Source organism: Rhodanobacter hydrolyticus (assembly GCF_044904645.1).
This window is the reverse complement of sequence record NZ_JADIKK010000007.1, coordinates 268,800-294,639: the sequence shown is the minus strand read 5'-3', so window position 1 is coordinate 294,639 and position 25,840 is coordinate 268,800. Positions and strand designations below refer to the sequence as shown.

The window sequence follows — 25,840 nt, the reverse complement described above, 5'->3', positions numbered from 1 at the left end:
AAAATCAATGACAGGATCCAGCAACGAGGATTTGCTGGACCTGATCCAGCACGATTCGTTCCAATACTTCATCGATCACCGCCAGCCCGGCAACGGACTGATACCCGATTCGACCGAGCCGCACTCGCCATGCAGCATCGCCGCGGTGGGGTTCGCCTTGTCCTGTTATCCAGTAGCGGTGGAGCGGAGCTGGATGACACGCGCCGCGGCGCGCAAGCTGGTCTTGGGGACGTTGCGCTTCTTTCTGATGGCGGATCAGTCCGGCGCGACCGATGGCGTCGGTTACAAAGGATTCTTCTATCACTTCCTCGATCTCCGGACGGGACGGCGCGCGGGTAATTGCGAGCTTTCCACTATCGACACCGCATTGCTGGTGGCGGGCATGCTCACCTGTGCGCAGTACTTCAGCGGCGAGCATCGTGAAGAAGCCGAAATCCGCACCGCAGCGAATGCAATCTATGACAGCGTCGACTGGCGCTGGGCACAACATGGTGGCGCCGGCATCTCGATGGGGTGGAAGCCGGAGCGTGGCTTCCAGCGCGCCAGCTGGGTGGGTTACAACGAGGCGCTGATCATGTACGCGCTGGCACTCGGTTCAGCAAGCCATCCACCCACCTCCAATGTCTATGCCCACTGGCTGAGCGGCTACCGCTGGAAGCGGATCTATGAATTGGCCTACGTGTATGCCGGACCGATGTTTATTCATCAGTTCTCGCATGTCTGGATCGACTTCCTGGGAATCCACGATGCCTATATGGCGGAGAAGGGTATCGATTATTTCGAGAACAGTCGCCGTGCCACGTATGTGCAATACGAATACGCACGGCGCAACCCGCGTGGTTTCGAAGGTTATCAGGCGAAGTGCTGGGGGTTGACCGCTACCCATGGCCCAGGGCCGGCGGCGCAAAAAAGGAAAGGTAAGCTGTTGCGCTTCGCCGGCTACGCTGCACGCGGCGCGCCATTCGGACCGGACGACGGAACGATGGCACCGTGGGCATCGCTGGCCTCACTGCCTTTCGCACCCGAGCTGGTGGTACCCACCCTGCGCCATCTGGTCGAGGAAACGGAGAATCCGCGGAACGACTTCGGGTTCTACGCTTCTTTCAATCCCAGTTTCCATGCCAAACGCGGCGATGCCGGCTGGGCTTCGCCGTGGCACTACGGATTGCACCAGGGTCCCATCGTGCTGATGCTGGAAAACTATCGCAATGGCCTGATCTGGCGCTTGATGCGCGACTGTGCGCCGTTGGTGCGCGGTTTGCGACGCGCCGGCTTTCACGGCGGTTGGCTCGATCATGCGTGCTGAAGGAAAGAACGTGAGCGCGCCCGTCACTGGTGTGATGGAGATACGCACGGCGCACTCATAGTCCACTAACGACATGCCGCGCAGGATGACTTTCATTCGCCGACCCTGTTCGGTGCCTGCGCGGGTCGCTTACGACCCATGTCCCCGATCAGAACCGGAGAACCGAGCCATGAGCGAAAACGTCAGCGATTTTCTGTTGCACCGACTGACCGAATGGGGCATCGAGCGCTTGTACGGCTTTCCCGGCGATGGCATCAATGGACTGATGGGCGCAATCGATCGCGCAGGCGACAAATTCAAGTTGGTGCGCGCAAGGCATGAGGAGATGTGCGCGTTCATGGCCTGTGCGCACGCCAAGTTCACCGGCGAGGTCGGCGTGTGCATGGCCACTTCCGGGCCGGGCGCCATCCATCTGCTGAACGGCTTGTACGACGCCAAACTTGATCACCAGCCCGTCATGGCCATCGTAGGCCAGCAGGCGCGCGCGGCGTTGGGTGGTCAATATCAGCAGGAGGTCGACCTGGTCTCGTTGTTCAAGGACGTGGCCAGCGACTACGTGGAGATGATCATGGTGCCAGCGCAGGTCCGCCATGTGGTGGATCGCGCGCTGCGCATCGCGATTGCCAAGCGTACGGTGACCTGCATCATCGTGCCCAACGATGTGCAGATCCTCGGCGCGGTGCCGGTTCCACCACGTGCGCATGGCACCGTCCATTCCGGTTTCGGCTACCGCCCTCCGCGGGTGGTACCCGCTGAGGGCGATCTGCGTCATGCCGCCGATCTGCTGAATGCGGGCAGCAAGGTGGCGATCCTGGTTGGTGCTGGCACGTTGGCGGCCGCCGATGAGGTGATCGAAGTTGCCGAGCTGCTCGGTGCGGGCGTGGCTAAGGCGCTGCTGGGCAAGGCGGCGTTGCCTGACGAGCTGCCGTATGTCACCGGTTCCATCGGTCTGCTTGGCACCAAGCCGAGCTGGGACATGATGATGGAGTGCGACACACTGCTGATGATCGGATCGCGCTTCCCGTATTCTGAATTCCTACCAAAGGAAGGACAGGCGCGCGGCGTGCAGATCGATCTCGATCCCGCGATGCTCTCGATCCGCTACCCGATGGAGATCAGTCTGGTCGGCGATGCCGCCGCCACCTTACGTGCGCTGATTCCGCTGCTACAGCGCAAGACCGACCGTGGCTGGCGCGAGACGATCGAGAAGAACGTTGCTGAATGGTGGCGCGTGCTGGAAGCGCGAGCAATGCACGAGGCGGTGCCGATCAACCCGGAACGGGTATTCTGGGAGCTTTCGTCGCGACTGCCCGACGAATGCATCCTGGCGGCCGATTCCGGCTCTGCGGCGAACTGGTATGCCCGGGACCTCAAGATCCGCCGCGGCATGATGGCGTCGCTGTCAGGTTGCCTGGCCACGATGGGGCCCGGTGTGCCTTACGTGATCGCAGCGAAATTTGCCTATCCCGAGCGTGTCGCGATCGCCGTCGTCGGCGATGGCGCGATGCAGATGAATGGCAATGCGGAGTTGATCACGATAGGCGACTACTGGAAGGAATGGTCCGATCCGCGGCTCATCATCGTGGTGCTTAACAATCGCGACTTGAACCAGGTGACCTGGGAGCAACGCGTACTGGAAGGCGACCCGAAATTCGACGCCGCGCAACATGTGCCGGATTTTCCCTATGCGCGCTACGCCGAGATGCTCGGGCTGAAAGGCATCATGGTGAATGATCCCGCACAGATCGGTGCTGCATTCGACGCCGCGTTGTCCGCGGATCGACCGTGCGTCATCGAGGCGATTACCGACCCCGACGTGCCGCCGTTGCCGCCACATATCACGTTGAAAGAGGCCAAAGCATTTGCCGAATCGATGCTCAAGGGCGACGAGGACACGGGCGGCATGATCCGGCAGTCCGCCAAGGAGGTGCTCGCCACCTTCCTTCCCGGTCATCGTGGACATTGACATGGATGCGGTGAAACTCCAGATGCCAAAAGTGTCTGTGTACACCGTTCCGACTGACCTGCCGGAATCCGACGGTACCTTGGCGTGGGAATCAACCACGCTGGTGTTGGTCGAGATCGACGCTGGGGGCAAACACGGCCTGGGTTACAGCTACGCGGATGGCGCCACAGCGGTATTGATACGCGACACCCTGGCTAAGGTCGTGACCGGATGCAACGCGCTGGACATTGCCGCCGTGTGGGCAGCGATGCTCGCTGCGATCCGCAATCTCGGTCGCCCCGGCATTGCCTCGATGGCCGTCGCTGCGGTGGATAACGCTTTGTGGGATCTGAAGGCGAAGTTGTTGGACCTGTCTCTGCTGGATTTGCTGGGCGCGGTGCGTGAGGCGATTCCGGTATACGGCAGTGGCGGCTTCACCTCCTATACCGACAAGCAGCTTGCCGAACAGCTTGGCGGTTGGGTGGAGTCGGGCATCGGCATGGTCAAGATGAAGGTGGGGCGGAGCCCGGATCGCGACGTGGCGCGTGTACGGACGGCTCGCGGCGCTGTCGGTGGTACGCGCCTGTTTGTGGACGCCAACGGCGCCTACACGCGCAAGCAGGCGTTGGCGTTGGCGCAATCCTTCGCCGAACTTGGCGTGAGCTGGTTCGAGGAGCCGCGCCCCTCGCATGACCTGGATGGCCTGCACCTGCTGCGGGACCGCGCACCACCCGACATGGACATCACCGCCGGCGAATACGGTTACGACTCGGCGTACTTCCGCCGCATGCTCGCGGCAGACGCGGTGGACGTACTCCAGGCCGACGCCACGCGCTGCGCCGGCATCAGCGGCCTGCTTGGCGTGGCGGCGCTGTGCGAAGCGTTCGACTTGCCGTTGTCCTCGCATTGTGCGCCGGCTATCCACGCGCAGCCGTTGTGCGCGCTGCGGCCGGCGATCCACGCCGAATATTTCCACGACCACGTACGCATCGAGCAACTGCTCTTTGATGGTGCGCTTTTGCCGGTCGACGGCGCGCTGCGCCCAGATCGAACCCGGCCGGGGTTGGGGTTGATTTTGAAAGAACAGGACGCCGCGCGCTACGCGGCGCATTGAATCGCGACGGTCCGGTGATTCCGGCCAGCGAGCAGCCTCAGGTGAGCGGGGAACATGTCATGCAGATCGATCACGAGCAGGAACAGTGCCAGCGCCACGGATGCCGATGCAGAGTGCCCAATGGGCAGGCGTATTGCAGTGAGGAGTGCCGCCACGCGGCTGAGGGATCTTCAGTGCGCACGAAGGCGGCCGACGGTTGCCAGTGCGGTCATGACGACTGCAGCGCTGGTACCCATTCGCTAGCGGAAAACGAGCAGTGAAGGCCGAAGCATTGAAGCCCGATGCGCGTGGCGCTGGGGTAGCACAGCCGGACTACGTCAACGCGTTGGTGCGTGACCTGGCCGGCATCTCAGGTGAGGTGCGCTTCGACGCCGGCAGCCGCGCGCTGTATGCCACCGATGGTTCCAACTACCGGCAAGTGCCGATCGGTGTGGTGTTGCCGAAGTCACTCGAGGACGTGGTGACCACCGTGGCCGCTTGCCGAAAATATGGTGCACCGCTGCTTTCGCGCGGCGGCGGCACCTCGCTGGCCGGTCAGTGCTGCAATGTCGCCGTGGTGATGGATTTTTCCAAATACCTGCACAACATCGTCGAACTCGACCCAGCCAACAAGCGTGCACGGGTTGAGCCGGGTTTGATCCTGGACGATCTGCGCGACGCTGCCGAAAAACACACGCTGACGTTCGCCCCCGATCCGTCCACGCATACCCACAACACCTTGGGCGGCATGATCGGCAACAACTCCTGTGGCGTGCACTCGGTAATGGGTGGAAAGACTTCCGAGAACATCGAGGAACTGGAGATACTGACCTACGACGGCTTGCGCATGCGCGTGGGCGCAACGTCCGATGCGCAACTGGAACGGATCATCCGCGAGGGCGATCGGCGCGGCGAAATCTACGCCGCACTGAAGGCGCTGCGCGACAAATATGCCGAGCTGATCCGTTCGCGCTATCCGAAAATTCCACGTCGTGTGTCTGGCTACAACCTCGACGAGTTGCTGCCCGAGAACGGCTTTAACGTGGCACGCGCGCTCGTTGGCAGCGAGGGCACCTGCGTCACCATCCTGGAAGCCACCACGCGGCTGGTCTACAGCCCACCGGTACGGTCGCTGCTGGTGCTGGGCTACATCGATGTGTTCTCCGCCGCAGACCACGTAATGGACGCGCTGGCCGCCGGCCCAGTGGGGCTGGAAGGATTAGGCGAAGAACTGGTCTCCGACATGAAGGCGATTGGTTTGCATCCAGACGACCTTGAGCTGCTGCCCAAAGGCGGCGGCTGGCTGTTGGTGGAGTTCGGTGGCGAGACCAAGGACGAATCCGACGGCAAGGCCCACAAGCTGATGGAGCAGCTCAAGGGCAGGGAAGATGCCCCGTTGGATATGAAGCTGTACGACGACAAGTCCAAGGAAGAGCTGATCTGGAAGGTACGTCAGTCGGGGCTTGGTGCGACTGCCCATGTACCGAACAAGCAGATTACCTGGGAGGGCTGGGAGGACGCTGCGGTGCCTCCGGAGAAGCTTGGCCCGTATTTGCGCGACTTCCGCGCTTTGCTGAAGCGCTACTCGTACAAAGGTGATCTGTACGGTCACTTCGGCCAGGGTTGTGTCCATACACGCATTGATTTCGATCTGGAAACCCAGCCGGGCATCGATAAATTCCATCGTTTCCTTGGCGATGCCGCGGACCTGGTGGTGAGCTATGGCGGTTCACTGTCCGGCGAGCATGGTGATGGTCAATCCAAGGCCGAGTTCCTGGACCGGATGTTCGGTGCGGAACTGGTGCAGGCATTCGGTGAGTTCAAGCGCATTTGGGATCCGGGTTGCCACATGAACCCGGGCAAGATCGTCGATCCTTACCTACCTACTGAAAACCTGCGCATCGGCACAGGCTATGCGCCATCGAGGTCGCAGACGCACTTCCATTTTCCCAAGGACGACCACAACTTCGGTCGCACCATCCTGCGCTGCGTGGGAATTGGCAATTGCCGGCGCACCCATCACGACACCATGTGTCCTAGCTTCATGGCCACCCGTGAGGAGAAGTATTCGACGCGAGGGCGAGCACGGCTGCTGTTCGAGATGCTGAAAGGCGAGGTGATTACCGGCGGCTGGCGCGATGAGAACGTACGCGAGGCACTAGATTTATGCCTGGCATGCAAGGGCTGCAAGGGCGATTGTCCGGTCAATGTCGACATGGCCAGCTATAAGGCCGAGTTCCTGTCCCACTACTACCAGGGGCACCTGCGTCCACGCGCCGCGTACACGATGGGCCTGATCCACATATGGGCACGACTGGCAGCGCATCTGCCGCGTACGGTGAATTACTTCACCCACAGCAGTCTGTGGTCGCCGCTACTCAAGAAGCTGGGCGGCATAGCACCACAGCGCGAGATGCCCGAGTTCGCGAAGCAGACCTTCCGCGATTGGTTCGCCCGGCGTAGCGAGGGCAAATCGGACGGCCTTCGCGTGATTCTCTGGCCGGACACGTTCACCAACCACTTTTTTCCCGAGACCGCGATCGCTGCAGTCGAGGTGTTGGAACATGCCGGGTGCACCGTGGTGCTACCCAAACAGCCGCTGTGCTGCGGCAGGCCGCTGTACGACTGGGGCATGCTCGATCGCGCCACCGAGCTTTGGAAGCGGAACCTCGTCATGCTGCACGAGGATATCCGTGCTGGCACGCCCATTGTGGGATTGGAGCCGGCCTGCGTGGCCGCATTCCGCGACGAGCTTGGCAACCTATTTCCGCATGATGAAGATGCCAAGCGGCTGTGCAAGCAGACGCATACGCTGGCCGAATTCCTGCAGAAGAACGCCTATGTTCCCAACCGTCTTGCGGCGAAAGCCGTAGTGCACATGCATTGCAATCATCGCGCGGTGATGGGTAAGGAGGCCGACTGCCACGTGTTCGAGCAGCTTGGCCTGGATTACGAGCTGCTCGATTCCGGCTGCTGCGGTATGGCCGGTTCGTTCGGCTTCGAAACGCACAAATACGCGCTATCGCAAACCATTGGTGAACGTATGCTGTTGCCCGCTGTGCGCCGCACTGGCGCCGACACTCTTCTGATCGCCGACGGCTTCAGTTGCCGCGAGCAAGTGCGTCAGGCCACCGGGCGTATGCCGCTGCACTTAGCCCAGGTACTGCAACGCGCAATCCATGACGGCACGGCGCCGGCCGCCCCCGCGCCGCAACGCGCTCCCCCGACTAACGAGGAACGTACATGACTATCGATTTCAAGAACCAGGTAATAGTGATCACCGGCGCTAGCGCCGGTGTCGGTCGTGCCACCGCACGCGCCTTCGCTCGTGCAGGAGCTCATGTGGGCTTGCTGGCCCGCGGCGAAGAGGGATTGAACGCCACGGCGCGCGAGCTCGAACGGCTGGGCGTGCGTGCGCTGGCCTGCAGCGTCGATGTGGCTGACGCGGAGGCCGTGGGCCAGGCCGCACAGAAGATCGAGGACGAACTGGGCCCGATCGACGTGTGGATCAACAACGCGATGGTGACGATTTTCGCGCCCGTCAGCGCGATCGATGCAGAGGAGTTCAAGCGCGTCACGGAGGTCACCTATCTCGGTGGGGTCTACGGCACAATGGCGGCGCTAAAGCACATGCGGCCCCGTAACCGCGGCACCATTGTGCAGGTGAGTTCCGCACTGGCTTATCGCAGCATCCCACTGCAATCGGCCTACTGCGGAGCCAAGCATGCGTTGGTGGGGTTCATCGACGCGGTGCGTAGCGAGCTGATTCACGACCGCAGCCGCATCCACATCACCTCGGTGCAGATGCCGGCGTTGAACACGCCACAGTTCTCATGGGCACGCAACCGCATGCCGAACCGACCGCAACCGGTACCACCAATCTTCGAGCCGGAGGTGGCGGCTAGCGCGATCGTATGGGCCGCAGCGCATCGCCGGCGCAGTGTGCCGGTGGGCGCCCCAACGTTGATGGCTGAGTGGGGACAGAAAATCGTGCCGGGCCTGCTTGATCGCTATCTGGGCCGCACCGGTTACAGCGGTCAGCAGACCAACGAGCCCGATGATCCCAACCGCGCCGACAACTTGTTTACGCCGGTGGCCGGTGACTCTGGCGCCCGCGGTCGCTTCAGCCAGCGCGCACGAAACCATAGCCGGGCACTCTGGATAGAAAGGAACCGCTCGCCCTTGCTGGGCGCTGCGTTGTTCACCGCGGCTGCGCTGGCCGCAGGTTGCTGGTACGCCGCGAGTCGCCAAGCCAAATCGGACAATTTGCTGCAACGCAGTGCGCGCAAATTGCAGCGGAGGTGGTCATGAGCATCGGGATGTGTCGTTGGGCCATCGCCGAGGGCTACATTCCTGGCCAAAGCAGCGACGATGAAGACCGCCGCTTCGTCAGCCATGAAGCCGCCTGCATGCTCAACGCAAGCGATTGCGATGCCAAGGTGCGCATCATGCTGTATTTCGAAGACCGCGATCCAGTTGGGCCTTATCACGTCGTCGTGCCCGCACGGCGCAGCTTGCACATGCGTTTCAACGACCTCACCGATCCAGCACCGGTGCCGCGCGATACCGATTACTCCAGCGTGTTCGAATCGGATGTCCCGATCGTGGTGCAACACACGCGACTGGACTCGCGCAAGGATGCCCTTGCACTGCTGAGCACGATTGCATTCGGTGAAAACGCCTGACGCTCCTGATGCGATTCAGAGCGGTTGAGGCTGCAGATGTTATCAGTATGTCAATTTTCGCCATTGGGTGATCGACCGGGATTTGATCCCCAGACAGGCAGCATTGTCGCTCCCCGCCGTTTTGGCCATCACTTCAACTTGGACATTGCTATGACGAACACAAGTACCCAATTCCTCTCGGCTTCGACGCTTACCGGAGATAAGGTAAAGAACCTCGACAATGAGGCGCTAGGCGAGCTCAAGGACATCATGATCGATACGCTGAGTGGCGAAGTGAGTTATGGCGTCCTTTCCTACGGTGGAGTCCTCGGTATTGGCGACAAGCTCTTTGCTGTTCCATGGGACGCCTTGACCGTCGATGGCGAAAACAAATGTCTCATCTTGAATGTCAACAAGGACCGTCTCGAGAACGCCCCTGGATTCGACAAAGATCATTGGCCGGATTTCGCCGACCCAGGATTTGAGGATCGGGTGCGGCAGTACTACTCCCAGCTGTAAGCAGCTATCTGCGGGGGAGGGGGTATGGATACAAGTGACTACTTGGGCCGCATCTTGTTGGTGGAAGATGACGAGCAGGTCGCATTGACGACCCAAATACTGCTGGAAAGGGCCGGATATAGAGTAGACCGCGCAGCTGAAGGAGTGTTGGGGCTGCACATGGCGATCGTAGATGACTACGATGCCATCGTCCTCGATGTGATGTTACCCAGGCTGGACGGCCTGAGCCTGTGTAGCAAGCTTCGAAAGGAGGCAAGAAAGGCCACGCCTATTCTGATGTTGAGTGTCCGCAACAGTACGGATGACAAGATAAGTGGTCTGGGTACAGGAGCAGATGACTATCTGGCGAAACCGTTTGAATCGAGGGAGCTTGAGGCACGCTTGCTAGCCTTGATACGCCGCGAACGGCGTCAGGTCTTCGAGAATATCTTGATCGTCAGCGACTTGAAGCTGGAGACCCAGACACTGCGATTGACGCGTGGCGGCCGCGAACTCAGCCTTTCGCCGATATGCCTCAAGCTACTGACGATATTGATGCGAGAGTCACCTCATGTCGTGAAGAGGCGTGATCTAGAACGACAGGTGTGGGGCGGCGTAATGCCCGACTCAGACACACTTCGCTCGCATCTGTATAACTTGCGACAGGTCATTGACAAACCGTTCGATCTGCCATTGCTCCACACCATACATTCGGCTGGCTATCGTCTCGCGAATTTGGAGTCGATGCGGTGACATTCTTCGCAAACGGTTGATTCGCAGGGTATCGAGCATTGGAAGCAGGTGGCTGGAGCGCACCCTGCGGATAGCGCGAGGGAGGCGGCATCTTGGTAAGCGTGACATAGACCAACCGCGAAAATTTCGTTGCAAAGAGGCAGCCTGGGTCATGTCGATGGGCAACGAAGAATTCACTACTGCGCGGATATCACTTAGGACCCTGCCAAGCAGGCATCGAACCCAGGAATGACATTTGCCATGCATGCGCTACTCGCCACACCTGAGGACCGACCGGAAATGCGTCCTGCCATTCTGCTGGACATCGATGGGACTCTGCTTGGCGCCGTCAAGGGCTCGCGTGAACCGTGCGCAGACAAAAAGCTGCTGGCGCTCCTCATGGAGCTGCGCCAAGCGTTGGACGGTGCACTGGCATTCGTGAGTGGTCGCAGCATCGAGGATATCGACTGCTTGTTCGGCAATACAGACTGGAACGTCGCTGGTCTTTACGGCATGGAGATCCGTTGTGGCGGCCGGCTTCGGCGCCTGGCGATACCGATCGTGGATCGCCCACGCATGCGTGCTGCAGTGACGGAACTGGCGCTGAAGATCCCTGGCGTCATATTGCAAGACAAGGGGATCATGATGACCTTGCATGCGCACGATGACGATGCTGCCTGGATGGAATTGCTGCTACAGGCGAGCCTGCTTGCCCCCGCGCTGCCCGGATGCGACATCCAATTGAGGGACAGGGCGATCGAGTTCAGGCCACTCGGCATCACCAAGGCGTATGCGATCGAGCGATTGCTCAGACTCGCTCCATTCGCGGATCGCAAGCCATGGTATTTCGGTGACGATCACTCCGATGAGGCAGCCTTCGCGCATGTACGCAGTCTAAGTGGCAACGCCATCCTGACAGGCAGTCGGGCGGCAAGCTGGGCAACTCAGCATCTGGCAGAGCCGGCCGAAGTTCGCGGCTACCTGTGCGATCTGCTTGGGACCTTGCGTCGCTCGGCACCCGCGAAGCTCCATCCGGACAAGCCCTATGTGTGTGTGCCTTCAGATCAAATGAACTTCATTGCGGATGTGATGGTGCATACCAGCTCTTACGAAGAGCGTGATCTCGAACGGCTGAGCCTCTAGGCACCGTTGATCCAACCTTCATCTTATTTACTCGACAGCGTCATCGAAACCAGGACCGGCAGCATGCTTGGCTACATCGAGGAAGCAGTCCAGAAGGCGCAGATCCAGAAGAAGGAAGACTTTGCGATGACCAAGAGCTCGAACCACTGTTCTACGTATGAAGTGGACACGTCCAAAATTCCCAGAAAGCCGGAAGATACGGATCGCAGCGGTGATGCCAAGAACGGCACAGGTGAGGACAACCACACTCCGGGTGGCGGGCATAAAAGCCGAAATAGTGAAGGCGACGAGGTCAAGGAAGATTGAGCAGGGGTAAGCGTGGCGGTGATCATGCAAACAAGCCCAGACTTTGCCATTGCTGCGTCCAAAAGCGAGCCACTGTCATGCGCCCTCTCTCTTTATAGAAATGGCAGATGTAGAAAAGCGGGTCCATAAAAGACTGGAACGAACCCGCAAAGTGGCAGGGCCTTTGGTGTATTCCAGCGATGCCCAGGCAGGGTATCGCCGCGCTCGCAAGGGAAAGGGGACTATCTACTACGATACCCGCGGGCGGCGGGTTACGCGTGCAGATGTTCTGGAGCGAATCCGCCTGCTGGCCATCCCTCCGGCTTACACCGATGTGTGGATCTGCGCCGATCCGCGCGGCCATCTGCAAGCGACGGGGCGTGATGCGAGGGGACGCAAACAGTATCGCTATCATGCCGACTGGCGGCGGCATCGCGATGCGGACAAGTTTGATCATATGCGCGAGTTCGGGGCTATCCTTCCAAGTCTTCGTCGTCGCGTGCGCGCCGACTTGGCATTGCCAGGTTGGCCTAAAAGCAAGGTGCTAGCGTTGGTGGTCCGCTTGCTCGATGAGACGCTTGTCCGAGTGGGTAACGAGGAATACGCCCATGACAACGGAAGCTATGGTCTTACCACCTTACGCACGCGACATCTCAAGCGGGAACATGGATGCTTGTGGTTGCGCTTTCGTGCCAAGAGCGGTCGGCACATCGAATTGATGCTGCCGGATAACCGCTTGGTCCGGTTGTTGCGTCGTGTACAGCAATTGCCCGGGCAACGCCTTTTTCAGTATTTAGATGCTGAGGGAGGACGCCACGCTGTGGACTCCGGAATGGTCAATGCTTATCTGCAGCAGGCGTCGGTGGGCAATTTCACCGCCAAAGACTTTCGCACTTGGTCGGGCACGGTAAGGGCCGCTGGATTGCTAACACAGACACCGGTGCGTGCCCGCGAGCGGTCTAATCAGGCTGCACTGAACGCTGTCATGACCAAAGTAGCAACCCTACTGCGCAATACGCCCAGTGTATGCCGCGCTTCCTACGTCCATCCCTACGTTTTAAGGGGTTGGAAAGAGGGAACCTTGCAACACTTCGTTCCAGCCGAGATCGTCAACTTTCCACGGAAACTAGAGGCCGGCGTCCTGCGCTTTCTTCACCACATGGCTCGGTCCTGAGAAGCAAACCACCGCTGTTGACACGAAGAGGCGATGCGCCACTCAGAATGGCGCGGCCGAGTTGTACTCTTGATGCCACTGCTGGGTGAGTGTCGTATTGTCAAAGAGAATAGACGGCCATTGGGCCACCAAGAACAGATTTGCCTGGCAAACTCTCCGCTTCACCATCCGAACTATGTGGGCTGCTTTTCGACAAAGATTCACGCGAGGAAGACCAGTTCGCGCCTATAAGAAATGGCCGCGCCCCTGCGGCCAAAGCGAGCAACCGCACCATGGACAAGAACCGGACAGAAGGCACCAAACACGAAGTCAAAGGCGCCATCAAAGAGGTAGTAGGCAAAGTAACTGGCAACAAGGCGAAAGAAGCGTCTGGCAACATTGAGAAGAACGCTGGCAAAGTTCAGAATGCTGTAGGGAAGGCTGCAGATCGCGCCCGTGACGAAGCCAAAAAGCATTGAGTGAGTTAGTAGTGAAAAAGGCCGGTCGGAGTTCGACCGGCCTTTTTCTTGGGCGCCCGCACGGCCGACAATACGCTCGTTATGGAAGAGCCCAACCTCACGACGGCAACCACGGCCGGGGCACCTGTTCAAAGATACGAGAAACCATGGCTCGATCATTTTCGTTTGTGAGGGCTCGGATGACACTTTCTGCTGAAGCGTACGAGCTTGCGTGCTGGGCATGCTCCCCCGCGGCATGCGCTGCGCGCGCATGAACAGCATGCATGAAAGCCTGCTCCCATTCCGGGGTGGAAGCTTCACTCAAAAAGTACGCGCGCATTTCGTCTGCATATAGCAAAGCGCTTTGCCCCAGGCCAGCCACAGCGTGCGCCTGGGCAAGAAGCATGAGGGCGCGCATGTGGTTCAAGACGTTGCCGACAGCCTGCCAATGCCAAGCCGCGGCATGCGCAGCATTGAGAAGCGTTAAAACATCATCCATCCGAGACAGTGGCGCTTCAGCCAGTGTCCACGCTTCATTGTTCGCGTAGGCCGCGAAGAATCGATGCCAGCTCTCAAGCCGGGTGTCTTCGGGTGTTTTGGGCACAGCACTCTCCCGTCACTAGGACGACGCAGGTAAATAGTGCGATTTCGCGCATCTACGGATCTTCGACGCATAAACCCCCTGATCACTGTACCGGCATCAATGCTTGGATATTCCAGATTCTGGTCAACCCTGACGACAGCCACTCGCACTATCAACTCAAAACTGCCAGTAGCAGTTCCTTTGACGAAGCGGGTGCTCGCGGGCAGCTCTCCCTCACGCTTCATGTTGTTGAGTTTGATTGAGCCGGGTAAGCTGAACCAGAACGCTTACATTGAGTCGTTCAACGGGCGTCTGCGCAACGAACTGTCTCAGCTGTGTGTTCAACCTGATGCGGCGATGGTTAAGCCATCTGTAACGAAACCACCGGGCAACTCGCGCCATTCTTCAAGGACAAGATGTGACACTCGGCAGCTGCGGTGGAACGCCAGCTGTCGCTCGCCGCAATGGAGACGATGAGCTGACTTTGGCCAAGGGATAGCTTTCGGCAAAGCACAACGTAAAAGCGAACCGATTAGCCCGTGTTATCGGGGGTGGGGTTCGCCGTTTCGGCTAAAGATTGCCAGATCTGGGATCGAACTGAATTTGGCCGTACCGTGATCGCGGCGTTGTCCCCGACGTATCATGCGACGGGGCACAGTGCCAATACCGAGGAAGGAACCATGGACAGCATGCCGATTTGGGGATGGACGATCGTTCTGTTGACCGTCGCTATCGCAGCCGTCGTCGTCGGACTGATCATATGGCAGGCCGGGGCGAAGGCACGGGATCTGCAGGGAAGGATTGACGCGCTGTCCGGGGAGGCCGCGCGCTTGCCCGATGCTATCGAGCGAAGTGGGCGGGCTGAAAAGCAGGTCGGCGAATTGACGGAATCCCTCAGAGCGGCGACGGCGAGGGAAGCCGCGCTCGGCGCACAGATTGAAGAAACCAGGTTATCGCTGGAGAAGCTAGCCGGCACAGTTGTCGAGCGAGACCGGTTACTGGCAGAGGTGCGCGAGGCCCTTGAGGCCTTGCAGCGGACCACGGCAACGACGACGGCCAACCTCGCCGCAAAATTTGCTGAAGCCGACCAACTCCGACTTGAGCGAAACGATGCGCGAGCAAGCCTTGAGCAGTCGCGCCAGGCACTGGAGGAGTTGCAGCGGTCGGCAGCGGTTATCGATGCTAATCTCACCAGCCAAGCCACAGAAAGCAACGAGCTTCGCCGTGAACGGGACGGCCTCCGTAAAAGCCTCGACGATGCCAACGTCGCCCTCCGAGATCTAAGCGCCGAGCACGCGACCGCTGTGGCCGTTCGAGATGCGGCGCTCGAAGCGGTTGAGCAAACCAAAGCGTTTCTCGCCACAGCTGAAACCCAGATGCGCACCGCTTTTACCGAAGCGGCGAGCCGCGTCTTTGATGAGAAGTCTGTCGTTCTTGACCAGCGAATCAAGGCGAGTGCGGATGCATCAAAAGAGGGGCTCGAAACGACCCTCAAGCCATTTGCAGAGAAAGTCGCCACCTTTCAAGCAAAGGTGGAACAACTCGGATCCGAACAGGCCAGGGAGCATGCGACGCTCGTTGGAACCATCGGCGAGTTGAAAGGCTTAAACCAGAACATGGCGACTGCGACCGAGGCCCTAGCTCGTGCACTCAAAGGCAACTCGAAAACCCGGGGTGACTGGGGTGAACTCATTCTTGATACAGTGCTTAAAGCGTCTGGGCTCGTAGAGGGGCACAACTACATCTCGCAGGGACACGCGGTCGATGAGGACAGCGGCCAGCGCGTGCGACCGGACGTGGTTGTGACCTTGCCGGACAAGCGGAAGATTGTGGTCGATTCCAAGGTCAATCTCATTGCCTGGAGCGATGCTCAAAATGCCGATTCCTTTGAGGACCAGCAGGAAGCCTTAGTACGCCATGCGGCAGCGCTCCGAGCCCATGTGCGTGATCTCGCGGACAAGAACTACCCCCGCATCATGGGGCCCGATACTCTGGACCTGACAGTTCTTTTTGTGCCTATCGAGGGCGCGTTGTCGTCAGCGTTGTCGATCAGCCCGGACTTACAGACCGAAGCGTTCAACAGGCGCGTGGTGTTTGCATCCCCGAACACCTTGATGGCGATGCTCCGCGTCGTTGAACGGCTTTGGACCCGCGACAAGCTACAGCAGCAGATCAGCACCATCGGTGAGGAGGCGGCAAAGCTGCTGGACTCGCTTAGTGGGTTTATCGAGGACTTTGAGTCTATCGATGAACGCCTGAAGAAGGCGGGAGAGGCTTACAACAAGGCGAAGAATCGACTCAATGATTCCCCTCAGTCTGTGGTTGCTCGCGCCCGCCGATTGGTCGGAGCGGGAGCTAAGGGGAAGAGGGTGCTTCACGAATCACTGAAACCGCTCCCTGGGGAGGATGAGTCGCCACTTTCACTCGAGGGCGACACTAACGCCTTATTGGTCACAGATCCCTAGCACCAGTTGATATCGAGCAATCAAGTTCAAGCATCCAAGAACGCCTTTTAAGTGCGTAACCGGCATATCGCCTAGGCTATGCATCGGCCTGATCGGTTAAGCGGCTTCTGGGTGCGCTCCCATCAATGCAGCCAGATGGGCCGGGTCCTCTTGGAGGAGATTCATCACTTCGGCCACAACAGCCTCGATGTCCGCGATCACATTGGTGTGGGTCGCAAGTCGTTCCACCGTTTCAAGATGACTGAAGTGATGCAGCAGCTTGGTAATCCGAAGTGCTTTTTCCGGGCCAAGCAACTCGGCCGTTCGCTGCTCAACCGTGCTGTGAGGCAAAGGCAATCGCATGTAGGTATAGAGTTCTACGAAACGACGTAATGCATTGGGCAGGGCCAGCAGTTGGCCCACGTCGTCTTTGTTCGGACTTTCGACGAACGAGCGAATGACACTAAACAGGTAGTGATACTCCGAGGTGTACTGGCGCAGGGCCGCTGGGAGGTCGGTTAGTGTCGATGTCGTAGGACTCGTTTTCTTGACGAGGAAATACCTGGCTTCGGTCTGCCCCTTGATGGGTAGCCGTTTGAGCATCTCGAAAAACTCGAAATTGTGGGTCGAAAGAAACAACTGTCGGCAAGACGTTATCCATCTTCCGCCAACTTGTTCCTGCTTGAAGAACATCGACTCAATGATGGAATAGACCTGAAATACGTGGTTGCTATCGAGGCTGGAGATGGGGTCGTCGATATATACAATGACGTCATCCAATGACTTGTGTTCTTCTAGCTTGGTCAGGAAGAAGGCAAAGGCAATCGCTGTCCGTTCCCCATCGCTCAGGTTGCGGGCTGGCTGTCCCTGCCTACGCAACGTAAAGCGGTCAGTTTCATTCACCTGCACCACTTCGATTTGAATGATGCCCGTGCCAAGCAATCCGCCGATGCGCTCGTTCAGTCGTTCCCGGCCCTTTTGCGCACGGTCGATTTTCGCCTGAAGGTCTTTGATTTGCTGCGCCATCCCTCCACCCAGCGCTTTGAGGCGACCTTGATAACGCTCGGCACGCTCTCGGTCTTTGTTTTCCTTGGCTTGAGTCTGGTCCAAAGCAAACTTGGCTGCGAAATGGGCCTTCAGTCGGCCAATCGCTGACTTTTTCTCTTGGCCGAAGTTACCGATGCTCTTGTTGTTGCGCAGGATTAGGTTTTTCGCTTGAGTGAAGGTGTTTTCAAGGACGGGCGATATATCGGGAAACACCATCGGAGCTAGTTGATCCACGAACGGGTCATCTACTTTCGTCTGGAGTGCTGCCATCAGCTTAACTAAGTCGTCGTTGTAGACTTCACAGAGATGTTTGAGCCTTGAATTGAGGGTCGATGCTTCTGCCTGAAACTGAGGAGCAAAGGCGGTTGGCGTCAGCCACTCGGTGGCGATTTGAGCTGTTTTGACGCGGGCATGCAGCGCGTTCAATGAGACTTTGTGTTGGGCCAGGTCTTTTGAAAAGTGCCCGCGCAGCTGCGCCAATCGTTCCTCAGTCAGAAGGCCACCACAGAACTCACATGCGGCTGCGTCCTCGTGCAAGCTCAGTCCCTGTTCGACCCATCGTGCTACGTCCGCGTGTGCGCGAAGGTAGTCCAACGTGGCGGAGATGGCTGGGAGATATTGGAGAAGCGGCATTGCGCCCTGAAGCAGGGTCTGCAGGGAGAGCGTTGGCGCACTAATGGATGGAACAGCCGACAACTGTTCCTGTTCGCTCGTCATGGCCAGCTTCATATCTGCCGCATAGGCCTCATCAGACAACACAGCTTGCTGACGGTCGGCAGGCAGACGTGTGATTTCAGATCCGAGATGTGTGGCGGTAAACGCCTCTACGATTTGAAGGGTCGTTTTAATGGCTTTGGCGGCAGCAGTCTTTGCACTACTGATGCGACCATCGATGTCACTAATCTTGGTGCGAGTGTTTGCCCAACGCCCACGGCATTCGTTCAATCGTTTCGACCAATGTTCGATTGCCTTCTCTGCCTCGATGGACTCATCGCCCAGCAGCAAAATAGATTGGAAGTCCTCCCCGGTCCAGCTGAGATTCGTCGCTACGAAATCGCTGTTGAAGACTTCCACTTTGAGATTGGAAGTCGATAGCATGGTTTCGGTAACGGATTGCCCGCTTGAGGTTTGGACCTCAAATGTGGCTGAGGGGCATTCGGGGTAGGGCTTGCCTTGACCCAGCGCAGCGAAGAGTCGGGAAAGGGTGGTCTTCCCGGAGTAGTTCCAACCGTAGATGATGTTTTTGGACCCAAAATCCGACAACGCCGCCGTCTTTCGGAAGTCGTCAAATACGCCGAAATGGCGCAACCGCTGGATGGAACGAATCAACGAATCCCCTGTTGGCACGGCGCTGGCGCTTCTCCAGTCCTTGGCATGCCGATGCTCATGGTGCGCTGGCCGCCCTTGGGGTGCAACTTTCGAGCGCCATGGGAGAGTCCATGCGTTCGTCAACTCGGCGGGGCTGGGATGTCCGCCGCTGCAGGGCTTGAGCTGGCGCGGCACACAGGAAACCGTATGGTCTCCGACTCTCTCTGCCAACCGCCTAAGTGTCCTCAAGCAGACTCGCTGCCGGATTATCCGCTGCGCTGCCCGTTTGGAAGTAACCCATCACGCTAGTCACCGCCCGGTGCTCGGTCATTGCCATGATCGCCGGCAACGGCACGCCCTGACGGCTCGCCTCGGTCACGAAGCCCGACCGCAGGCTATGCCCACCAAAGTTTCCCTCGAGACCTGCCAGCTTGGCGCGCCGCTGCACGATTTCACCCACGGCCGCGGGGGAGAGGGCCGGGCCGAGGCGGTGTTTCCACAGCCGCCGAAAAATCGCCCCTTCCCTGATGCCGGCCGCGGCCAGCCAGGCCTCCAGCGCCTGGGCCGCGCGATCAAGAACGGGCTTGTCGGGCGTCGACGATGCGGTCACGCCGGCTTGTTGGGTCTTGCTGTGCTCCAGGCGATATATGAAGCCTTGCGGGCCGATGCGGCGCAAGTCACGCAGGTCGGCGGCAGCCACTTCACTGCGCCGCCGGCCGCCACTGGCAAAGCCAAAACAGAGCAGGGCGCGGTCACGTAGGCCTTCCAGGCTGTCGTCGCAGGTGGCCAGCATCGCCTGTAGTTCCATCAGCGTGATGGCGGTCTTCTTGCGGGGCCGTACGCCGCGCTTGACCGCGGCGCGGGCCGCCCGGCTGAGTACCGTACGAATCGCCGGCTGCTCGCACGGATTGGTGACGTGCTTGAGCCGATGCGCCGTGGACAGGACGGCGACCCGATGACGGACCGTCGCCAGCGTCCAGGGGCCGAGCTTCGCTTTGAGGCCGGCGGCGACCAAGGCCTGGTCGACGACTGGCGGCAGCTCCCAGGCCAGTTCGCCGTCGGCCGACCGGCGCACCACGTGATCGACCACGAACTGCAGCACGGTCGCTTCGGGTACCGGCAACGTCATCTCGATCCCGTAGCGCGCGGCATGCCAGCCGGCCCAGTAGCGCAGGGCGCTGGCGTAGCTGCGGGTCGTGTTGGCCGCGGCCGCTTCGGCGAGCAGTTCGCGCACGGCGTCGGCCGCTTGCTGTGCCAGTTGGATCGGCAAAACCAAGCTGGCCGCCGGTTGGGCGAGGGTCGGTATCATGGAAATATCTTTCATATTATGTAATGTATACTACGAAATAGGGCGTCTACCCACGATAATCATCACTTATCGCGAGTACAAAGCCAAGCGGGCAGGGCGCCGATCGAGGAGACCATTCCATGCGCACAGGCATCACCCAGGACCAGGTCAACGCGGCCGCGGACACGCTGGTCGCCGCCGGCGACAAACCGACCGTGGAAAAAGTGCGCGCGGCCTTGGGCACCGGCTCGCCGAACACGATCACGCGCATGCTGGACACGTGGCGCAATGGGTTGGCGGAGCGTTTGCAGAACGTCCTGCAGCTTCCGGAACTCCCGGCGGAAGCGGGGCAGGCCATGACCGCGCTGTGGCAGTTGGCCGTGGCGCATGCCGAACGCCTCCTTCAGGCCCGGATGGCCGAGGATCGGGCCGCCCTTTCGGTGAACGAGGCCCGTCTCGCCGAGGAACGCACGCACTGGACGACCACCTTGGCCGAGGCCGAGACCACGGTGGCTCAGGCACGAACGCGCCAGGAACTGGCCGAACATGCCTGCGCGAACCTGGACAGCCAGCTCCGTGACAGTCACGCCCTGCGGGAAGATCTGCTGCAGCAGCGGGATCGGTTGCAGGCGGTGGTCGACCGGCAAGCGGGCGAACTCGAAGCCCTGCAAGCCGACAAGTCCGACCGCCTTGCTGCTGCGGATCAGGAACGCGAACGTACCGCGGCACACATCCGAGCCACTGAGGACCGGGCACACCAGGAAGTGGATCGCGCCCGGCAAGAAACCAAGCAGTGGCAGCATCGCCACGAAGCGGCCGAACGGAGCTATCGTGAAGCGGTGCAGACCCAGGAGGCGTGCAGCGAGGCGTTACAAAAGCAATGGCAGAACGCCGAGAAGGAAGTCGCGCGTCTCTCGGGGCACATCGCGGCACTCGAAACGTTGCTAGCCAAGGCCAGCGCCCGCCCAAAGGCAAACCCAAAGGCAAAACGAGGTCCGCGATCAGCAAGGTCTTCGAAGACAGCCAAGGCCAAGTAACGGACCTGAGGATCATCCACGATCATGAGCAACCGTGAGGAGTGCCGTATGGCTGCCGCAGCACCCGCGCTTGAGGCAATCGCAGCGCGGCTCGCTGGAGGCTTCATCCATCGTCTGACACCCTTATTAGGGATACCGGCACGCTTGATCTGTCCCTCAGATGAGGCGGAGCAGGCGATTGTCGTTGCGATGACGCGAGCTGCAGCCGTACAGGGGATTCCAGCAGAGGTCATCGACTTGCGGCCGGCGCCTGCCGAGCGATTGGACGCCGTTACGGCGCGACTCGACGGCTGGCAAAGTGGAGCGGTCGATAGCGGTGACCACGCGGTGCAACCTCTGCTGATCTTGCTTGGGTTCGACGCCTTCGGCGACGACACGCAGGACGGGCCCACCTATCCGTTCCGATCCAAATTTCAATTCGACCGAAAATTTCTATGGCTATTCGTCGGTCGAGACGCCTCCCGTATGCGGTTCCTGTTCGACAGCTACCGGCGTCCGCTATACCGCGCAGCAGGCGATATCACCCCTGACGACTGGCAACCAAACGAGTGCAGAGAACCAGTGGTTTGAGTGCACTAAAGCGCTGGATTCAGCGCAACTACCCCCCTGGGAATGCACTTATCCGTAGGGCCTTCAGACACGCTCCTGTCAGGAAAGGCCGTTCTCCGCTGCGTAGGTTTTACTGCGCTGCATTCTCCAGTTAGAGGTTTGTCTGCGCTGCATTCCTCGGTGCAGAACTTTATGTGCGCCATTTGCAGAGGTTTACTGCCGTGGAAGTAGAAGTTTCTCTGCGGAGAACAGCCGCTGCTGACTAAGGATAAGTGCCGATTGCACCAAACTGAGCGAGCCGAGCTGGGTTTACGCAACACCTAGAAACATACCGTCCTTTCGCATAATGTATATTATGTAAAATAACGAAACTGCCACCAGAGGCTCATCTACCAGCTGGCCCGCTGGCACGCGTGGCCTATCATCGCGGCACCCCTCGGTTTCCGGACCCGCTATGCATGACTCCACCGCTCCGCTGCGCGTGGCCTTGGTCGGTTACGGTTTCGCCGGCAAGACTTTCCATGCACCGCTGATCTGTAGCGTTCCCGGTTTGGTACTGGATACGGTGGTCTCGCGCGATGCCGGCAAGGTCCATGCGGACTTGCCTGACGTCGATGTCGTCGCCGATGCGGCCGCTGCCTTCGTCGACCCGCGGCTGGATCTGGTCGTGATCGCGTCGCCCAACGACACGCATGTGCCGCTGGCGCGCGCCGCACTGGAAGCCGGCAAGCATGTGGTGGTCGACAAGCCCTTTGCGCTCGATCTGGCCCAGGCGCGCGAACTAGTTGCCATCGCGGAACGCGAACGGCGCGTGCTGTCGGTATTCCAGAATCGTCGCTGGGATACCGGTTTCCTCGGCGTGCGGCAATTGATGGAGTCCGGCCGGCTGGGCAAGGTCACGCATTTTGAATCGCGTATCGACCGCTTTCGCCCGCAGGTGCGTGCGCGCTGGCGCGAACAGGCGGTCGCAGGCAGTGGGCTCTGGTATGACCTGGGACCACACCTGGTGGATCAGGCGTTGTGCCTGTTTGGCGTGCCTGACCGTGTCCAGGCCAGCCTCGCCATGCAGCGCGACGGTGGCGAAGCCGTTGATTGGGCGCATGTGGTACTCGAGTACGACCAACGACGGGTGATCCTGCATGCCAGCATGCTGGTGGCCGGTGGCAGCCCTCGTTTCATCGTGCACGGCACGCAAGGCAGCGTGGTGAAGCAGAAGATCGATCCGCAGGAGACGCAGTTGCTCGCTGGCATGCGGCCGGGCGATGCAGGCTGGGGCGAGGACACGGACAACCTGCTGCTGTACGACGGCAACGGCCGCGCCGAGCCGCTTGCCCCACCCCGTGGCGACCAGAGCCGTTACTACGCCGCCTTCCGTGACACGGTACAAGGGCGCGGCCCCAACCCGGTCCCGCCACGGCAGGCCATTACCGTGATGGCGGTGATCGAAGCGGCGATGGTGTCAGCCACGGAAGGGAAATCCGTCGTATTGGAGCTGAGCGCAGCGGAACGCGGTGCGTGGCCAAGCCACTGAGCCTGCGATGCCGTGCCGTACCGCAAGGCGTGGTGCTGCCAATGCAAACCCTTGTAAGCACCCTCTCTGACTCTCGACTGGATACTCCGTATCCACAACCTGCGCCACTCTGCAGCGTCATTGGGCACGTCATTCGTCTGGACGGATGAGTCCGCTCTGCCCTGTTGCCCAGAGCGCAAAGTCGTCCGGCGACAGTGGCGGTGAAAACAGGTAACCCTGGTACAGGTCACAATTGTGTCGGCACAAAAAATCTCTTTGCGCTTGCGTCTCTATGCCTTCGGCAACGACCGTCAGTTTCAAGGTCTTGCCGATGTTGATGATGGTTTGCGCGAGGGATTCGGACTTGGCGTTGTCACCGATGCCTTGGACGAAGCTCTTGTCGATCTTGAGCTCCTTGATGGGAAACCGGTGCAGGTAGTTCAGCGACGAATAGCCCGTGCCGAAGTCGTCGATGGCGAGCATGACACCCATCGCGTGGATTTCGTCGATGGATGTCCGGATATCGTCGGTTGCCTCGTCGAACATCACGCGTTCGGTCATCTCCAGGATGAGGTCTCCCGGAGCAAGGCCGTGAGCCTCCAGCGTCCGGGCGACAAAGTCAGGATAGCCCTGCCGTTTGAGATCCATGGCGCATACGTTCACCGAGATGCTTGGCACCTCTAAACCCCCTGCCCGCCACGCGGCAAGCTGGCGGCAGGCCTCGCCAAGCACCCAGGCGTCCAGCTCCGCAATCAGTCCGCTCTCTTCCGCGATGGGGATGAAATAGTCCGGCGGAACGAAATCCATCTTGTCGTTGCGCCAGCGAACCAGGGCTTCCGCTCCGTACAGAATGCCCATCGCGTCGACCTTGGGCTGATAGGCAACGCTGAGCGCCTGTGCCTTGAGGTCATGTTGCAGGGCGATCTCCAGGTCGAGGTGTTCCCTCGCCTTGCGCTCGTATTCCGGCGCATAGAAATGGATCCTGTTGCGGCCGCTGCTTTTGGCCTGGTACATCGCGAGGTCCGCGTTGCGCAGCAGGACATCGGTGTTCTGCCCGTCGTACGGATACATCGAGATGCCGATGCTGGCACTGATCGTGATGCTGGTGTCCTGTTCCGAATCGAGAACAACGGGCTGGCGGATCGTCTGCAGGATGCGTCCGGCGGCATGCATGGCCTTCAGCACGTCGCAATCCTGCAGAATGGCCAGGAATTCGTCGCCACCGAGGCGACTGATCGAATCCCCGGTATGGAAATGTTCGCGAAGGCGCTCCGCGATCTTGCGCAGCACTTCATCGCCGACGGCGTGACCTTGGGTGTCGTTCACGCGCTTGAAACGGTCCAGGTCGATGAACAGCGTGGCGAAATTCGAGGCATTCTGTTTCGCGTGCGCGAGTACGCGGCTTGCCTCCCGTTGCAGCTGTATCCGGTTGGGCAGGCCCGTCAACGAATCAAACCTGGCCAGTTGCTGCAGTTGGCGTTCCATTCCAAGCCTTCGATGCAACAGGCTGGCGAACATCAGCGACAACCAGATGGAAAGCACGTCGATCACCACCGTGACGGCACCGATGGTGATGGCACGTCTGTGCCACCCAGCGTAGATGTCCTCGGTCGCGAAGCCGACCACGACGATCAGCGGGTATTTGCCGATGTGCTTGAAGCTGTACAACCGTTCCACGTGGTCGAGCACGGCGATATCGACGTAGCTCCCCTGAGCTGACTGGACCAGTGGCGGAAACGAGTGGCCCCCTGCCAGCGTGCTGCCTACGTCGCCTGGATGGTACGGCTGACGCATCAGGACCGTGCCGTCGGTGCGCAACAGCGTGATGGTGCCGTGCTCGCCAAGGATCGCGTCCTTGAACATTTCATGGAAGTAATTGAGGCGAAGCGTGCCGGCGACAATACCGGCGAACTGCCCATCTTCCTTGTCGAGCCGGAGGCTCAGCGCAATGGTTGGCTGCCTGGAATCACTGGACCTCGAGATGAAGGGCTTGCTTAGATAGAGGCCGACGTCCTTGTTCTGCTGCTGGACCAGAAAGTAGTCGCGGTCGCTTACATTCAACTTCCGCGGCGCAGGCGAGCGTGAGTCGAGAATGAAGTTGCCGGCCGCATCGGTCGCGAACAGCGTGCCGAGTTGCTTGGCGTCCCTGATCGTGCCGAATGCCGCGAGCTGCCGGACATCCGGAGGGAGACCCTCGAGCGCAGGCGTCTCGATGCAGGTCTCCACTTCGCGCATGGCAAGTCTGAAGATGTCGAGGTTGCGCTCGGTTTCCTTCTCCAGAGAACTGGCCAGGTTCCCGGTAGCATCGCGTGCTTGTGACATCGCGTCCCGTCGCATCTGATAAAGCGACAAGGCCATCACGCTCGTGGTGGCGAGCGTGATGGCGATTCCCGAGATGATGAAAAGGGCCGGTGTCTTCAGAAATGAACCCGGGACTCGCACTGCGCTTCCCCCTTATCCTGGTGTCTGACACCGCAAGGCTGGGCAGGGATTGAGGTGAGCCCGATTCCGTTGGCGGGACAGCTAACCGGTGCCGTATTCGCGGCGGATATCCGGCACGGACGTGGATGCCTCCTCCCCTGGACCAGATTACGAGAAATCCGCACCGCCCGCGCCTACTATTTTCAGATGACGCTACGCTCAGGACCGGCGACTTTCTTTCGGCAGCCAGCTGCGATCGAAGCCGATCGATACCTTGACGGTTGCTCATCGTCGGCCAGGAAGTGTCACTTCAGCACTGCGGAACCGGCAAGTCGAAAGCGGCCATGCCCTGCCCTAGATGGATGAGCCGCCGGCG

General features: G+C 59.9%; 20 protein-coding genes and 1 pseudogene. 17 read left to right on the top strand and 4 right to left on the bottom strand.

All coding sequences use genetic code 11. The annotated features are described in order from the left end of the window. Positions 1 to 7: 7 nt before the first annotated feature. The 12 genes from ISP25_RS01375 to ISP25_RS01320 all read left to right on the top strand — a co-directional run bounded on the left by ISP25_RS01375 (position 8) and on the right by ISP25_RS01320 (position 13,298). Entirely contained in the window at positions 8 to 1,306 is a 1,299-nt protein-coding gene (locus ISP25_RS01375) for a glucoamylase family protein (protein WP_404611763.1), read from the top strand. Between the two features lie 169 nt (positions 1,307 to 1,475). Further along, the gene (locus ISP25_RS01370; RefSeq protein ID WP_404611761.1) at positions 1,476 to 3,272 is read left to right on the top strand and encodes a thiamine pyrophosphate-requiring protein; all 1,797 of its coding nucleotides are present in this window, start codon (positions 1,476 to 1,478) and stop codon (positions 3,270 to 3,272) included. 22 nt (positions 3,273 to 3,294) lie between these two features. Beyond that, positions 3,295 to 4,365: an enolase C-terminal domain-like protein gene (locus ISP25_RS01365; RefSeq protein ID WP_404611759.1), complete on the top strand. Its 1,071-nt coding sequence runs from the start codon at positions 3,295 to 3,297 to the stop codon at positions 4,363 to 4,365. A gap of 256 nt (positions 4,366 to 4,621) precedes the next feature. Then, a complete protein-coding gene (locus ISP25_RS01360) occupies positions 4,622 to 7,591 on the top strand; it encodes an FAD-binding and (Fe-S)-binding domain-containing protein (RefSeq protein ID WP_404611757.1) in 2,970 nt (989 codons plus the stop codon). Beyond that, positions 7,588 to 8,655, top strand: a complete 1,068-nt coding sequence (locus ISP25_RS01355; RefSeq protein WP_404611756.1) for an SDR family oxidoreductase — start codon at positions 7,588 to 7,590, stop codon at positions 8,653 to 8,655. The genes ISP25_RS01360 and ISP25_RS01355 overlap by 4 nt, the downstream gene beginning before the upstream one ends. After that, complete coding sequence (locus ISP25_RS01350; RefSeq protein WP_404611754.1) at positions 8,652 to 9,029, top strand: sensory rhodopsin transducer; 378 nt, start codon at positions 8,652 to 8,654, stop codon at positions 9,027 to 9,029. Before ISP25_RS01355 ends, ISP25_RS01350 begins: the two co-directional genes overlap by 4 nt. 150 nt (positions 9,030 to 9,179) lie before the next feature. Next, positions 9,180 to 9,527 (top strand): PRC-barrel domain-containing protein, encoded by a 348-nt coding sequence (locus ISP25_RS01345; protein WP_404611752.1) that lies wholly within the window; start codon positions 9,180 to 9,182, stop codon positions 9,525 to 9,527. Positions 9,528 to 9,551: 24 nt separating this feature from the next. Next, on the top strand, positions 9,552 to 10,259 hold the full coding sequence (locus ISP25_RS01340) for a response regulator transcription factor (RefSeq protein ID WP_192160442.1): 708 nt from the start codon (positions 9,552 to 9,554) through the stop codon (positions 10,257 to 10,259). A gap of 228 nt (positions 10,260 to 10,487) precedes the next feature. After that, a complete protein-coding gene (otsB, locus tag ISP25_RS01335) occupies positions 10,488 to 11,381 on the top strand; it encodes a trehalose-phosphatase (RefSeq protein ID WP_404611750.1) in 894 nt (297 codons plus the stop codon). A gap of 63 nt (positions 11,382 to 11,444) precedes the next feature. Continuing rightward, positions 11,445 to 11,687 (top strand): hypothetical protein, encoded by a 243-nt coding sequence (locus ISP25_RS01330; protein WP_192160450.1) that lies wholly within the window; start codon positions 11,445 to 11,447, stop codon positions 11,685 to 11,687. Positions 11,688 to 11,730: 43 nt separating this feature from the next. After that, positions 11,731 to 12,840 carry a DNA topoisomerase IB gene (locus ISP25_RS01325; protein WP_404611748.1) on the top strand — a complete coding sequence of 370 codons (1,110 nt, stop codon included), beginning with the start codon at positions 11,731 to 11,733 and terminating at the stop codon, positions 12,838 to 12,840. Between the two features lie 140 nt (positions 12,841 to 12,980). Next, positions 12,981 to 13,298 carry a CsbD family protein gene (locus tag ISP25_RS01320; RefSeq protein WP_404611746.1) on the top strand — a complete coding sequence of 106 codons (318 nt, stop codon included), beginning with the start codon at positions 12,981 to 12,983 and terminating at the stop codon, positions 13,296 to 13,298. A 97-nt stretch (positions 13,299 to 13,395) separates the two neighbouring features. Here ISP25_RS01320 and ISP25_RS01315 read toward each other — a convergent pair whose 3' ends face one another. Beyond that, the gene (locus ISP25_RS01315) at positions 13,396 to 13,881 is read right to left on the bottom strand and encodes a hypothetical protein (protein ID WP_192160452.1); all 486 of its coding nucleotides are present in this window, start codon (positions 13,879 to 13,881) and stop codon (positions 13,396 to 13,398) included. A gap of 225 nt (positions 13,882 to 14,106) precedes the next feature. Here ISP25_RS01315 and ISP25_RS01310 point away from each other — a divergent pair. Both ISP25_RS01310 and rmuC read left to right on the top strand, forming a co-directional pair. Then, positions 14,107 to 14,184: pseudogene (locus ISP25_RS01310) on the top strand (integrase core domain-containing protein); the annotation flags it as partial. 356 nt (positions 14,185 to 14,540) lie between these two features. Continuing rightward, positions 14,541 to 16,325 carry a DNA recombination protein RmuC gene (gene rmuC, locus ISP25_RS01305; RefSeq protein ID WP_404611744.1) on the top strand — a complete coding sequence of 595 codons (1,785 nt, stop codon included), beginning with the start codon at positions 14,541 to 14,543 and terminating at the stop codon, positions 16,323 to 16,325. A 96-nt stretch (positions 16,326 to 16,421) separates the two neighbouring features. Here the strand turns inward: rmuC and ISP25_RS01300 are convergent, their stop codons facing one another. After that, positions 16,422 to 18,680, bottom strand: coding sequence for an AAA family ATPase (locus ISP25_RS01300; protein ID WP_404611742.1), 2,259 nt, complete (start codon positions 18,678 to 18,680; stop codon positions 16,422 to 16,424). 214 nt (positions 18,681 to 18,894) lie between these two features. Next, positions 18,895 to 19,983: a site-specific integrase gene (locus ISP25_RS01295; RefSeq protein WP_404611740.1), complete on the bottom strand. Its 1,089-nt coding sequence runs from the start codon at positions 19,981 to 19,983 to the stop codon at positions 18,895 to 18,897. A 104-nt stretch (positions 19,984 to 20,087) separates the two neighbouring features. Here ISP25_RS01295 and ISP25_RS01290 point away from each other — a divergent pair, with 104 nt between their 5' ends. The 3 genes from ISP25_RS01290 (at position 20,088) to ISP25_RS01280 (ending at position 23,064) form a co-directional block, all read left to right on the top strand. After that, positions 20,088 to 20,984, top strand: coding sequence for a DNA-binding protein (locus ISP25_RS01290; RefSeq protein WP_404611738.1), 897 nt, complete (start codon positions 20,088 to 20,090; stop codon positions 20,982 to 20,984). A gap of 24 nt (positions 20,985 to 21,008) precedes the next feature. Next, the gene (locus ISP25_RS01285) at positions 21,009 to 21,554 is read left to right on the top strand and encodes a hypothetical protein (RefSeq protein ID WP_404611736.1); all 546 of its coding nucleotides are present in this window, start codon (positions 21,009 to 21,011) and stop codon (positions 21,552 to 21,554) included. A gap of 433 nt (positions 21,555 to 21,987) precedes the next feature. After that, positions 21,988 to 23,064 (top strand): oxidoreductase, encoded by a 1,077-nt coding sequence (locus tag ISP25_RS01280; protein WP_404611734.1) that lies wholly within the window; start codon positions 21,988 to 21,990, stop codon positions 23,062 to 23,064. Positions 23,065 to 23,193: 129 nt separating this feature from the next. On the opposite strand, the gene ISP25_RS01275 is transcribed toward ISP25_RS01280, so the two are convergent. After that, on the bottom strand, positions 23,194 to 25,365 hold the full coding sequence (locus tag ISP25_RS01275) for a bifunctional diguanylate cyclase/phosphodiesterase (RefSeq protein ID WP_404611732.1): 2,172 nt from the start codon (positions 25,363 to 25,365) through the stop codon (positions 23,194 to 23,196). Positions 25,366 to 25,840 lie beyond the last annotated feature (475 nt).